The sequence below is a fragment of the Shewanella sp. YLB-07 genome, assembly GCF_009377275.1.
In genome coordinates, this window is record NZ_VOQB01000012.1 from 88279 (window position 1) to 101843 (window position 13565).

Annotated in this window: 10 protein-coding genes; 5 read left to right on the forward strand and 5 right to left on the reverse strand. The window is 43.2% G+C overall.

Annotated elements, in window-relative coordinates; all coding sequences use genetic code 11:
- Positions 1-421 precede the first annotated feature (421 nt).
- A complete protein-coding gene (locus FS373_RS22920; RefSeq protein ID WP_144044402.1) occupies positions 422-1078 on the reverse strand; it encodes a 7-cyano-7-deazaguanine/7-aminomethyl-7-deazaguanine transporter in 657 nt (218 codons plus the stop codon).
- 241 nt (positions 1079-1319) lie between these two features.
- Here FS373_RS22920 and FS373_RS22925 point away from each other — a divergent pair, with 241 nt between their 5' ends.
- Complete coding sequence (locus FS373_RS22925) at positions 1320-2063, forward strand: substrate-binding periplasmic protein (protein ID WP_144044403.1); 744 nt, start codon at positions 1320-1322, stop codon at positions 2061-2063.
- Positions 2064-2102: 39 nt separating this feature from the next.
- Here FS373_RS22925 and FS373_RS22930 read toward each other — a convergent pair whose 3' ends face one another.
- Positions 2103-3461, reverse strand: coding sequence for an isochorismate synthase (locus tag FS373_RS22930; RefSeq protein WP_152830700.1), 1359 nt, complete (start codon positions 3459-3461; stop codon positions 2103-2105).
- A gap of 544 nt (positions 3462-4005) precedes the next feature.
- On the opposite strand from FS373_RS22930, the gene FS373_RS22935 reads away from it, so the two are divergent.
- Together FS373_RS22935 and FS373_RS22940 are read left to right on the forward strand one after the other, a co-directional pair.
- Complete coding sequence (locus FS373_RS22935) at positions 4006-5184, forward strand: HD-GYP domain-containing protein (protein ID WP_144044405.1); 1179 nt, start codon at positions 4006-4008, stop codon at positions 5182-5184.
- Positions 5185-5273: 89 nt separating this feature from the next.
- A complete protein-coding gene (locus FS373_RS22940; protein WP_144044406.1) occupies positions 5274-5915 on the forward strand; it encodes a paraquat-inducible protein A in 642 nt (213 codons plus the stop codon).
- A gap of 11 nt (positions 5916-5926) precedes the next feature.
- Here the strand turns inward: FS373_RS22940 and FS373_RS22945 are convergent, their stop codons facing one another.
- Positions 5927-9115, reverse strand: a complete 3189-nt coding sequence (locus tag FS373_RS22945; protein WP_152830701.1) for an ATP-binding protein — start codon at positions 9113-9115, stop codon at positions 5927-5929.
- Positions 9116-9512: 397 nt separating this feature from the next.
- On the opposite strand from FS373_RS22945, the gene FS373_RS31635 reads away from it, so the two are divergent.
- Complete coding sequence (locus tag FS373_RS31635) at positions 9513-9662, forward strand: hypothetical protein (RefSeq protein WP_185976931.1); 150 nt, start codon at positions 9513-9515, stop codon at positions 9660-9662.
- Between the two features lie 50 nt (positions 9663-9712).
- Here FS373_RS31635 and FS373_RS22950 read toward each other — a convergent pair whose 3' ends face one another.
- Together FS373_RS22950 and FS373_RS22955 are read right to left on the reverse strand one after the other, a co-directional pair.
- The gene (locus FS373_RS22950; protein WP_152830702.1) at positions 9713-10669 is read right to left on the reverse strand and encodes a YeiH family protein; all 957 of its coding nucleotides are present in this window, start codon (positions 10667-10669) and stop codon (positions 9713-9715) included.
- 312 nt (positions 10670-10981) lie between these two features.
- A complete protein-coding gene (locus FS373_RS22955; protein WP_227993164.1) occupies positions 10982-11938 on the reverse strand; it encodes a LysR family transcriptional regulator in 957 nt (318 codons plus the stop codon).
- Between the two features lie 96 nt (positions 11939-12034).
- Here FS373_RS22955 and FS373_RS22960 point away from each other — a divergent pair, with 96 nt between their 5' ends.
- Positions 12035-13156 (forward strand): MBL fold metallo-hydrolase, encoded by a 1122-nt coding sequence (locus FS373_RS22960; RefSeq protein WP_144044409.1) that lies wholly within the window; start codon positions 12035-12037, stop codon positions 13154-13156.
- The last annotated feature ends 409 nt before the right edge of the window (positions 13157-13565 follow it).

Sequence of the window (13565 nt, forward strand, 5' to 3'; positions counted from 1 at the left end):
AAATACCGGGATAAAAGATATCCCGGCTATAAGAGTGTGTGAGCAATGTCGTGCTATGCAAAACTCGCTTAACTTTTCTATTTAGTTAACTTTTGATAAAAGTTAACTAAATAGTGAGCCAATTAAAACAGAGATGAAGTGTTTACCTTAGCCTTGTAGAGTGAGTTCTTGGAACGCATGCAAATGGTAATCATTATCATTAAGTTTGGCAAGGTGTTTTATTGTAAAGATTTGGATAGTGGGCATGTTATTGATTTAGATGTTACATAAGCTTTTGTAAATAAAGATTATTAAGTGAAATGTTATTGCTGTTTTTATATCAATTAATTATTGATAATCACTTTAGGGGGAGGGCGACATCTCATGGATAAAATTGAGTGCCGCCATTTTAATGCATTGAAGCAGACATGGTCAGTGAATGCTATCTGTTCGACATTTGTCTTATATTGACGATTCTTTGTTCTAAAACCTTTAATAAAATGCCGTATGCAGGTAGGAACAGGCATAAGCTCACGATAAGTTTGAAGCCATAATCGACACTGGCAATCTCAGGCCAGTGCTCTGCCATAAAGCTATCGCTGGAGGCGTAAAAAGCGATGCCAAAGAAGACGATAGTATCGATCAGGTTACCGACTAATGTTGAAGCGGCTGGGGCTACCCACCAGGACTTAGTATCCCTTAATTTAGCAAAAACGGTGATATCCATTAATTGGCCAACAAGATAGGCCGCAAAACTCGCAAATGCGATCCTAAATACAAAGCTATTAAATTCTGCCAGTGAGCCAATACCTTGAAAATTAGCCTGGTGAAACAGGACACCCATTAAATAAGAGATCACTAAAGCGGGAAGCATGGCCTTAAAAATTATTTTTCTCGCATTACTTTGGCCGAAAATTCTTACGGTCAGATCTGTAGCAAGATAAACGAATGGGAAGCTGAATGCTCCCCAGGTTGTATGTAAGCCAAATATTTGAAACGGCATCTGAACTAAATAGTTACTGGCGCATATGATCAATATGTGGAAGCCGACGAGCAGAAGCAGTGCACGACGAATTTGTGTTGTCGATAAGGATAACATTTTGTGACCTTTTTATAGACTAAGCTTTGATACGGGGTGAGGGAACCCGCTGGTTATGGTTAACACTGAATTAAGTGGCTAATGGAATAGGCGTCTTAGTGAGTGTTTTTTGATTATTTTGCCCCGGTAGGGGCGGCACAGTATATAGGTGTAGAGGGTACTGGCAAGTAAAAATCCAGCTTAGTGATCAAATAGTAACTTTAGCATCTAAACTTAAGCTAGGTTTCTCGGGGCTAAGGCAATGCAGCAGCTAATTTGCAGATTGATTTTGATTGTACTCAGCGCAATACCCATCAGTGGTCTAACTGAACCTGCCCGCATACATATCGTTACCGAAAATTGGGTTGGATATACTAATCATGATGGCAGTGGTTATTACTTCGATATTTTAAGACGAATTTTTCCCGCTGAAGACTGGCTGCTGGAAATAGACATGGTGCCTTTTTCTCGGGTCAGGTATTTACTACATCATCATAAAGCGGATATGGCGCTTGGCTTCTATCCCGATGATAAAGCCAACTCAATATACAGTGATATTCCTATTGAAGTCGATACCGTAGATGTGGCGGTAACGCCGGAGTTAGCAGCATTGTGGCAGGGCATAGGCAGCTTAGCTCAAAAGAAGGTGCAGGCACTGTTAGATTATCGCTTCGATGAATTGATCCCCGTTGCTATGTACTATGAAGAGAGTGTTAACTTGTTGGATCTGCTTAACCGGGTAAATCAAGGGAAAATCGATGCGGTTCTCGACTATAAGCCCGCCATGCTCACTAAAGTGGCTGAGTTGAATCAACCAAGGCAGTTTGTCATTATAGAGGATGTATTTCGGCTGGAGGTCTATTTTGTATTTAGCAAGACGGACAAGGGGGAGCTGCTAAAAACTCACTTCGATAAAGAGCTAACAAAATTGATAGCCAGTGGCGAGCTTGAACAGCTGTTTCGTCATTATGTAGGTGAGAATGCCGAACGCCTCTCAGCTAAGTGACACAAACCAATAAACCCGCTAAATCACCCACCTAAGCATTTAGAGTTCCGTTAATATCGAGAGTATTGTGGTGAGCTTATTTTCCAGCTCTAGCCACTCATCATCAGCCTCGGAGCCGGATACTATGCCTGCACCGGCGAACAAATTTATCCGCCCAGGTTCAATCAGCGCGCTGCGAATAGCGACGGCAAATTCACTTTCATATTTATTAAAATATCCACAAGCACCAGCATACCAACCTCTGCTATATCCTTCTCGTTGACGAATAAAATTCATTGCCGGTTCTCTGGGGAGTCCTCCTACGGCTGGAGTTGGATGCAGGGCAAGTAATAGCTGAAAATCATCTACGCCAGGTTTTAACTCGGCGCGAATAGAGCGGTGTAGGTGCTGAATATGACTTAATTTAAACACCTTAGGTGTCTCTTCTGCGCCGACATAGTTACTTAAGGGAGTGAGAACATCGACGATATGCTGTCTTACTAACTGATTTTCATGGCTATTTTTGCTATCTTCCATTAGCTGTTTTGCGAGTAAGGCATCTTCTTCTTGATTTAGCCCCCGTGTCGTCGTGCCAGCTAATGCCTCGGTAAATAGCTCCCTCTGACGGCGGCGAAATAGTCGCTCCGGCGTACAGGAGATAAAGGTACGATCCGGGCTAAACTGAAAGCCAAATTGAAAACTATTTGGGTTACGACCTTGCCAGCAGGCAAGCAACATCCAAGGATTTATCTCTTCATTGACTTCTAGTTGAGTCAGGCGAGATAACACTACCTTGGGGGTCTCTTTGATAAATTTAGGGTGAGTGACCCGATTAACTAATTCTGTCCAATGATAGTGATCCGGCCTGTCACTACGACCTAGCAAACTGACTTTATTTGGCGGTGGTAGTGGTCTAGGGGCGGTTAAGTTAGCTAAGCTCTCGATGGCATTTCGGCGCTCAGATTCGGTATCCTGGTTTTCACAATTTAAATTAACCAGTAGCTTATATTCAGTACCACTGCGTCTTAACTCTATTCTGGGTAAAACAAATCTGGCCCTGCCAAATTCTGGCCAGGACTCAGTCGTTCTGTCGAACGCGACACCGCCGTAATAGCGAATGTCTTGATTATTGGTTAGTGTGCGTTGTTCCTGGTACGCCATGGCGAGCTGGTTATCGTCTACAGCCTCGTCATAGAAGAAGTCTTTGCAGCTACCAATAGCGGAGACCTCTTCTTCGGTATCTCTGCCTTTCCAATAGATCCTTGGATAAATTGGTTGAGCTGATAACCAGGCTATAACGGGTAAGGCTTTGATACTGACAGACAGTTGAATGATGGGATCGCTAGGGGACTGGAAATTAAATTGTTTCAGCTTATCGGTAAGAGACGAAATAGCCTGTGACAGCAATAGGGCAGCCAATAAAAACTCCAAACAGATCAGAATAGTGAACGCTCATGTAGCGACATGAACTCAGCTATTAAGACTCATAAAAACAATTGGTAATAAGAATCTTTACCACAAAGTAAAGGGCGAGCCGAAAAGTGTCAAGCTGTAGGCCTTTAAGCTGTGAACTTGGGCTTTAATTCGACAGTATTCAGCCCTTATGATGAAGATGCTTAACTCGATGGTATTTTATGGAACCAGCTAATATTACAGACTAACATGTATGGGGTTGCAACTTGTTTCTTAGGTTTATCTCTATGGGTACTTGAAATCAACTGGTTACTTAATTAGTTGGTATGATCGTAGTATGTTTTTAAATCGAGCGGTTCTGTTATTGATATTTTAAAGTGGTGATTTAAGCTTTCTAGGAATAGAATGCCCCCTCTCGCCAAGTTAAAAACAAAATGTCGATAAGGCATCTGGCGTACTAGAATACTTATATGAAGATGTATCAAGGTAAAGAGTCTAATTTTTAATAACAAACTCTAGGCCAGAAGGTCATTTGGGGGGATGTGAGCACATGGTCGGTTCGGCGGATTCTAAAGCATTAGTTAAATTTCCTGTGTCTAAATTGGACATAGGTATGTTTGTGTCGGCCATAGACCAGAAAGGTCAGGTAGCCATAGCCAATGCTGGACAGATCCGTAATCAAAATTCGATTATTAAGCTGAAGAAGAGTGGCATCGAATATGTGTGGATTGATGTTGAACGTTCGGCCGATAGCTGTGGACTCAAACGCGCCATTTCGCCTAAACCTGTAGTCAAGAAAATCAAGCCAAGTAGAGATAAGTCTCAGCTACATGCTAAGAAATTGATCCTTGAGGCGAAAGTTCTGCTCAAGAAGGTATTGTCAGAGGTCTTCGAGGGCAAAGCCATCGAGGTCGCGCCATTTGAAGCACTAGCCGATAATATGATCGAATCTGCATTGCTCGACGATGATGCTCTCAAGTGTGTATCGGCCCTGAGAACGAAAGACGCCTATCTGTTAGAGCACTCGATCAACGTCGCATTTCTGCTGGTAACCTTCGGTAAATACCTCAAGATGGATAAAGAGATCCTCAGGCAGATGGCCGTGGGTGGGATCTTACATGATATCGGTAAAATTAAGGTCGATAATAAGGTGCTTCATAAGCCGGGGAAATTAACCCCTCAAGAGTTTGAGCATATGAAGCTACATCAGGTTTTTGCCATAGAGATTATGGCCGAGACCAAGGGATTATCGGACCTCAGTAAAGATATTTGTCTGATGCATCATGAGAAGCTGGATGGTAATGGTTATCCTCGAGGTCTTAAGGGAGATGAAATCCCCCTACATGGGCGCATGAGCTGTATCGTAGATATATTCGATGCCCTCACAGCAACACGTTGTTATAAGGAGGCCATGAGCCCGGCTGCGGCCTTCAAGATCCTCCTCAGCCTGACACCGTTTCATCTGGATGAAAAATTAGTTTACGATTTTATCCGCTGTGTGGGGGTATATCCAGTGGGCTCTTTGGTGGAATTATCGGACGGTCGAATAGGCATAGTCTGGGAAGCAAAGGACAGGGATGCGCTACACCCCGTACTCAAATGCTTCTATTCCATCAAACTTAAACGCTATACCAGTGTGACAATGGTCGATCTACTTAAGTCTGATTTGCATATCGAACGTGGTGTTTCCCCAAGCAGCTTGAATGTCGATCCCGCTCCATTTTACTAGTCTCAGAGCCCTCTTTTAAATTAGGCTCTTTTTGATCTGCCTATTACATCACAGGTATAATCCGGTATTCACTATCTGCTGAGCACAACATGAAACGTATTTTACCTGCAATCGTTATTTTACTCTCTCTGGCCTTACTGGTCCCAGGTGTGACACTGCCCATTCTAAGCATCAGTGGAAGTATAGAGAAATCTGAGCTGGCTCAGGCGGGGATCACCCATCTGGCCGATGGTAGTGGTAGCGCTAGAGATATGCTAACTATGATGTCGAGCATGTTAGGGCTAGACACGATCCAAGGTGAGGTCGAGGTTTTTCAGAAAACGCGCAGCATCTGGGGGACTGTCGAGGAGCTGTATCAATCCGGGAATATCTTGGTGGCTCTATTGGTAGGGGTATTCAGTGTCGTTATTCCAGCATTGAAACTTATCTTGATGTTGATACAGCAAACTCCTATTGCACCTAAGGCTAAATTCAGACTCGGTCAGTTTACAGGCATCATAGCAAAATGGTCGATGGCCGATGTGTTCGTGGTGGCACTTATGGTGAGCTACATGGCGGGGAATGCCTCCGCGGGAATGGGAGAGCTGTTAAAAACCACAGCGAGCTTCGATGTGGGTTTCTACTACTTCTCTGCTTATTGTGTGTTTTCTATTCTCAGCGGTTATCTAATGCGCCGTACAAGTGAAGCCGTTAACACCACTGATGAGTCAGGGATGGGGGCGAGAGCTTAGGTAATGCTGCCTTAGTCTTGATGCGACTTGATCAAAGACTCTATCTCATCTTCGATGAGGGGCAAGATTTTCTTGAGGGTATCGAGTTGTGATTGAATCAGCTTTCTCGCTGAATCCTTATCTTCTTGTTTTGCTGTCATCTCTATGGTCTCACAGTGCACACCTATGCAGGTGACTCCCACCATCTTAGCGGAAGACTTGAGCTTGTGGGCTAGCTCGCCTATTGCCGAAACTCCAAATTCACGCTCTTTTGCCATGGTTTTTATTTGTGGCAGGCTAATCTCCAGAAAATCGATCAATGAGGCGGTATAGTCTTGCATATCATCGGCAAAAATAGTCCTGATCACCTCTGGATCTAAATAGCTTGACCCTGGCCTAGGTGTTTTTCTCTGAGTCGCTGGCTTTTTAGAATTAGCTAGCCACTTTTGTAACATCTTGCTGAGCTTTATCAGCTCTACAGGCTTGGAGAGATAATCATCCATGCCTGCGGCAATGCACTTCTCCGATTCGCCCACTAAGGCGTTGGCAGTGATGGCGATAATTGGAACAGATGTTCCTGACTTGGCTTGGATGTCTCTAAGGACTCCGGCTAATTCATAGCCGTCTCTTTTGGGCATATGGCAATCGGTCAGTACCATGGCAAATTGATAATCAGCATAGAGCTCTTCGGCATGAATGCCGTCGTCGGCTATGATACAAGAGTAACCTAGTTTGTTGAGCTGACGTTTAATCACCTCCTGATTGGTTTGGTTGTCCTCCGCGACTAAGATTAACCGTCCTGCGTCCTCGGCTTCCTCGAGGGGCAGATGAGTCCTCTCGAGTTTATGACTCTCGTGGGCGACCATTTCTAAGGGACTCTCTCTGCCCAAGACGACATGAAACCCATAGAAAAGGGTACTCATCTTGAGAGGTGAAGCAGCGATCGCGAAGGAGTGCTCATTGAATATTCCTTCGCCTCTGGAGGATTGATTTAAAACCAGAAAACGTATGCTACTTCTTAATTTATCATTTAGATGTTGCATCAGTTGGGCTTCACAATACTCAAAGTCATCTGTGATCATCACAGTTTGCATCGAGGGTGAATGGTTATCACGGATAAAGTCAGTTATTTTCGTGTAAGGGACTGAAATGATATTGATTTTCTTAGCGGTAAAATATTCCTCGATACACTGGGATAACCAGCTCGATTTGATATCCTGAATGACTAAGATGTCTCGATAGTTTTCAAGTGGTAATGCCTGTTCATCTTTATAGGGGAATGACATAAATACATTGAAGCTTGAACCTTCATCTGGTGTGCTAGTGACTGTTATTTCCCCTCCCATTAATGTGATCAGATTATGACAGATGGCGAGCCCGAGTCCGGTTCCGCCAAAGCGGCGGGTGGTTGAAGATTCTGCTTGGGTGAAAGGTTGAAATAATCCTTCAAGATTTTCTGGGTTAATGCCTATGCCATTGTCTGTCACCTCTATGTTGAAAGAGACAGAGTCAAGGGTCAGTTCATGTTTCTTAAGAGACACTCTAACCAGGCCATTGTCATCTTGGTTAGAAGAGAACTTCACCGCATTACCCAGAAGGTTAAATAATATTTGTCTTATCCTAACCGGGTCACCAATAATGTGTTGGGGGATACTAGGGTCGGTATAGAGTTCCAGGCTGACCATTTTTTCATCGGCACTCGGTGTGATGGTATCGACGACGCTTTCGAGCAGACCTGCAATCGAAAAATTAATGTTTTCCAGCTCTAATTTGCCAGCTTCAATTTTAGAAAAGTCGAGTATATCGTTAATAATATTGAGCAGTGAGAAGGCTGAATCACGAATTGTGTTGGTCATATTGCGTTGGTCACGATTCATATTTGATGTCAGCAGTAGATCTATCATGCCTATGATACCGTTCATGGGAGTACGGATTTCATGTGACATAGTCGCCAGGAAGCTGGCCTTCGCCTTAGACGCTTCCTCTGCATTATCTTTGGCGCTAACCAGCTCCAGTTCGGCTCGATTTCTTTCAATTATATTGATTTTGAATATATCTATCGCCTTTGCCATGTAGCCGACTTCATCATTGCGTTCCAGATATATGACTTCTACCTCGGTATCGCCATCGGCCAGCTGTTTCATTGTGCCACTCAGCTTAGTGATGGGCTGGGTGATACTACGATATGAAAAATAGATGATACTGGCACACAGTAACAGTACCAAGATCAGGGAGGTAATGAGCAGGTATTGATTCGCTGCGGTGATCTCTCTCAATCCCAGCAGCTCACTATTGGCAGCTTCAGTTGCATCGAGAGAAACTTCATCGAGTAGCCGTTCCAAGCGGGCAAATATTTGGTGTTCCAGATCATCGATGGCCGTGATAGCTAAGGTCTTATTGGAAGAGTTGTAGCGTTGAAAGACCTCGAAGCCACCATCTCTGAGCACCTTATACAGGGCTTCAACTTCCTTTAACTGAGAGATCTCTTCTGGTTTCATCTCCAGAGGCTTCAATCTGGTCAGGTATTCTTCGAAGTTTTGTGCATTCTCGACGAAAGACTCTTTAGCTTGGTACGTGCCGGTGACATATTCGCTAAGGTCGGCCACCATGTCCCCGGCTTCATCGACCAGCTCCAGATAGTAACGAACACCAGGTAAATCATCGTATATCACCTCATCGAGTTCTGGTTGTGAACCAACATCTTTTATTTCGCTCTCCTTTAGGCTATCTAACAGTAATTCTAGCTTGTGTCCCGTGACTGCGTTAAGGCCCTTAACCCTCTGCCTAGCCCATTCTTCATTATTTGGATTGTATCGGTTGAATACCTTAACCCTTGCTGTGGTGTGAAAAATTTCGAAGAGATCTTCAATTTCATCTATACGTTTGTCGTGGATGGTCTGTGCCTGCTTCAGATTTGTCAGATAAAGCGTAAATTCCTCCTGGTTGCGATCGAAATCATTTCTTTCATCTACTTCACCCAGAGCATATTCGAGAATGTTGGCATTCATATCACCAATCTCGTCTAGCATGTTAATTGCGGCTATGGCCTTGGGGATCTCATGGGTGCTCACATCTGTGGTGCCTTCCTTTACTCGGGTATTTATTAGAAAGTTGGAAGCCGATAGGAGGAGTACCAAGAGGCTGATGCTCACCATAGATAAGATGACTTTACTGCCGATAGAGTTAAGAGAGAGCCATTGATATAAATCCCGAAAAGACATATCTGATAAATCCGCAGCAGTGACTAGACACTCTCAAGTGTAGAACAGGGGATCAGGCTTTGAAGGCTGAACTCGATGCTGGGCTTTTTATATTCAGCAATTTAGGGGGAAAGCAGAGGTGGAGCGTATCGGGCATTTGACTGAATATCACTGGAATGATGATGCCAGTGATGACCCTTATGTGGTTAAGATCTCGCTATTTTCAATTCAGCCTTAGCCGATCTAGCTATTTGTTAGTAAAAACGGGTATTTGGGATTAAATCGCAATTTGATAAATAATAACCACTTCAGATAGATCTGCTTCGCATTTCTATTTATGCCACTTTGTGGCGTTATTTGGGCTATATCCAGAGTCGTTGAGCTCCAGCCCTATTCAAAGTCTGCCGGAGGTTAGAGTATGAAACAGTGGTTAATTATCTTATGTTGTGCAGTCTTCGTTCTCGCCTCAATGCTAACCAGTGGCCTAATCAGAGCCTTAATCGATCTTGCCGCCTTCGCGTGCTTGTTATGGATCGTACTCGGATATAAATCCAGTGAAGCAGTCTAAGCTTGTCGGTGGGAAATAAAATTAGGGTTGAAAGAAACTAGGTCCTTCTTTTAAACATACAAAATATACAGCAGCGAACCTGTGCCGATCGACAGCCAGAGTGTCACCCCGAGTATCAAAGGTTTAGCCCCAGCGGCTCGCATCTTACCCACAGTGATCCCCGCCCCTATCAAGAACAGACACAGAACCAATAATCGCTTGGATAGCTCGAAAATGGCCTGATAGGCGGTTTGCCCCTGGGGAAACCAGTGGGCGATAGCGATGGCTAAGCAGTAGAAGCCGATAAAATAGGGGATGGCTATCTTTTTCTTGTCACCGCCAAACAGCAGGGCGCTGATCAGTGCGATAGGGATGATCCATAATGCACGCGCTAGCTTGATGGTGGTTGCTGTTGTGAGGGCTTCTTCGCCATAGGCCGAGGCCGCTCCTACAACGGAGGATGTATCGTGTATTGCTATTGCACTCCATACACCAAAGTCATATTGGCTCATGGCAAACAGGTGACCCAGGGCGGGAAACAGGAATAGGGCGACCGAGTTAAGAATAAATACCGTGGCTAAGGCAATAGCCGATTGCTCGCTCTTAGCGTTGATGGCAGGTGACACCGCTGCGATGGCACTGCCGCCACAGATAGCCGTGCCAGCCGATATCAAGTGTCCCGTCTTAGCATCGAATCCCAGTGCCTTAGTCAATAAGTAGCCTAAGACTAAGGTGAAAACTATCGAGCCTAAGATCAACGGCAGATTGTCTAAGGTGGCAGATATTGCGGTCTGCAGATGAATACCGAATCCTAAGCCTATGATCGAATATGACAGTAAACGCTTAGTCAGTGAGGCTATATCTAGGTTGGCAGGTACTAAGCCAAGACTCGCTAAGGTAAAGCCGAGTATTAAGGCGATAGGCGAGGAGATGACGGGGAGCAGGCATAGGCATGTGATTAAGAAAAAAGGCAGATACTCTTTAATTAAAGGGTATTTTTGCTTCAATGTTTGTTTGTCGGCTGCCATAGGATCGAGTTGAAGTAAAACGGCTAATGATTATAGCCAGAGAGCTAGTGTCAATAAATTCAATTAATTTTAGCTATAGATTCAATAAAATTGAATAAATATAAAAAGGAGTTTGGCTTATTGCCTCCATCGTCATCTTAAAAACAGCCACAAAAAAGCCCGCTGCTATGGAGCTCTATTGGTATTAGACAGCAGTTGGGTTGATAACTATTTTTATTAAGCATTATCTTATTGTATCGTTCCGATTATTTAAATTTTTAACTTTGTTAAAACACCTGAGCACGCTACTACAATCCCTATTGAAACAATGTATTAGTCAAACTTATGGGTCGCTATGGCTTTAAGCTCATTTCGGATCCATTGGTGAATAGGGCAGTGGTGGTGAATTTTGTGCCAAAATTGTTCAACCAGAAAATCCGGCGTCTTAAAAGGTAAATCTGTTACGTAAAAATCGTCTCTTGGTTTTAAGTGATTGACCATTCTACGAGGCATGGTGGCGATAAGGTTGCTATTTTTCACCACGTCGGGAATAAGAGAGAAGTGAGGAATCGCAGACACGACGTCTCTTTCATATCCCCGTGTTTTTAGCTCTATATCAATATCGGTCGTGGTTAATCCATTCCCAGATACAATCACATGGCTGCTTTGGATGTAGCTTTCTAATGTTAATCCCGTACTCGAAGAGTCCACCTCTTTAACTAATGGGTTGTTTGCGCACATGATCACGGCATAATTATCGTTAAACAAACGTTGCTTAAAGACATTAGTTGGGCTTGCGTCTGTGGAGTACAAAAGTAACTGAGTGACCTGTTCTAGATATTTTCCTAACTCTATAAATGGATTGTGTTGGATAATTTGTATCTTTAATTTTGGAGCTTTTTTATGTACCACAGACAACAATTTGGGTAACAACATCATCATCTCGAAATCCAGCGCACTAATAGTAAACACGCCGGAATATTCTGAAGGGTCAAACTCATCAGCTTGCAACATTTGCCTTACCACACTCAGCATTTGAGTGATTTGTTCACTTAACCTCTGTGCCTTAGGTGTTAATTGATAACCAAAACTGGTTTTGACTAATAATGGGTCTTGAAATTGCTCTCTCAGCCTTGCTAGTGCTCGGCTCACCGCTGGCTGGCTCATATTAAGCGCCTTTGCTGCGTGACTGATGTGTTTATGAACAAATAGTTGTTCGAGCACCGTAAGCAAATTCAGATCAACAGAGCGAAGATTAATGTCTGGTGTGACCATAGTTATTAATTCCATTTTCTTGCGTTTTAGTTATAAACGTTATAACAATCTTGCATTGTCTTAATTATTTGTCCTCCTTTATTGTTTATTCAAACAAACTAGGAGAACACCATGAAACCATTTTTGACACTTGCTCCACTGGCGCTTGCACTGTTGACGGCGAACGTTCATGCATCGTATTACACTCAAAACACGGAGCAGCAACGAATTTATTTTCCTGATGAAGTGAGACCCTTGGTCGAAGATTTTGTTGCACCTTCGTCCACAAAATCATTGGAACCTGGGCAGAAAATCGATCACTTATTCGATCGTCAGTTTAACGGCACAGAAGCGACCATCCAAAAATTGGGTGACCAAACGTACTGGATTGGCGTTAATTATTACAGTGCGACGGTTATTATCAATGAAGCTGGCGTGTTAGTTATTGACCCACTAGGGGATCATCGCATTGATCCTTTAATTGAGGCTATTAAATCGCTGACCGATAAGCCGATCACAGCCATTATGTATTCTCATTACCACCTTGATCATGTTGGAGGCGGTAATCAGCTAAAAGAAGCCATAGAAAGAGAGTACCCAGGCGTTGGACCATTGCGGATTATCTCTGGTAAACAAGTGGCAAAAAAAATTAATGAGCATTCCGTGGTTAACGAGCAAGGCATTAGGGAACCCAAAGTCCCTGCACCGAATGAAGTGTACGACTTAACCCGTCCACAGAGGGTTAAATTTGGTTCAAGATATATTCATTTGATTGCACCAATTGGCTCAGGGCACACACCAGACAATACACTAATTATGATCCCAGAAGATCGTGTTGTGCATTTTGCCGATATGATCAATCCAGACCAATTGCCATTCTATAATTTCGCTGGTGCGGAGAATTTTCATGGATATGAAAAAGATCTAAGTTCCCTTCTTGGGAAGCGCTTAAGCTCGCACTGGGATTTCATTAATGGTGGTCATGGTAATATTGGGTCCAAACAAGATGTTAAAGCTTTGCTTACCTATATCGAGGATTTACGTACGGAAGTGGGTAAGCAGCTTGAAATCGCACCTTATACTCCGTTGGAATCTGATGGTAATCACTTTATCTGGGCAAAACGTTGGCAAGATGAGATCACATCAAAAGTTCAAGATGCACTAGAACCCAAATATGGTGACAAGTACGGCTTTAGCTCAGGCGTAGTTGAAACTCACGCGGCTATGGTACTGTCCGATATGATCGATCATTAATTCTTTTACACTGAATAAAGGCCGCAATGCGGCCTTTATTCAGGTAAACACTATTGCGTTCATCCAGTTTACTTTTCTTTTGACTTACTTGAAAACTCCGCCAGTTTTAACAGCACTCAAGCCTTCTCTTTTTAATGTAAGTAAAGGTAGTTGATCCCTCTTGATTCTAATGGAGGGTTATAGGGGGTGGTTGTTTCACTTACCATTAGGTATGAAATAAACTAATATCACTGTTGATATTAATCGTGCCATATACTTAAATATAGCTAGTAACTTACATTCAAGTGTACCTTAGGTATTAACTAAATCAGAATGGCACTATTAATTTGGCTTTGTTAAGTATAATTTAATGTAAATGTTACGCGTTAAATCATCTTGTAAATGTGGATTTTATTTTGGTGGGACTAAT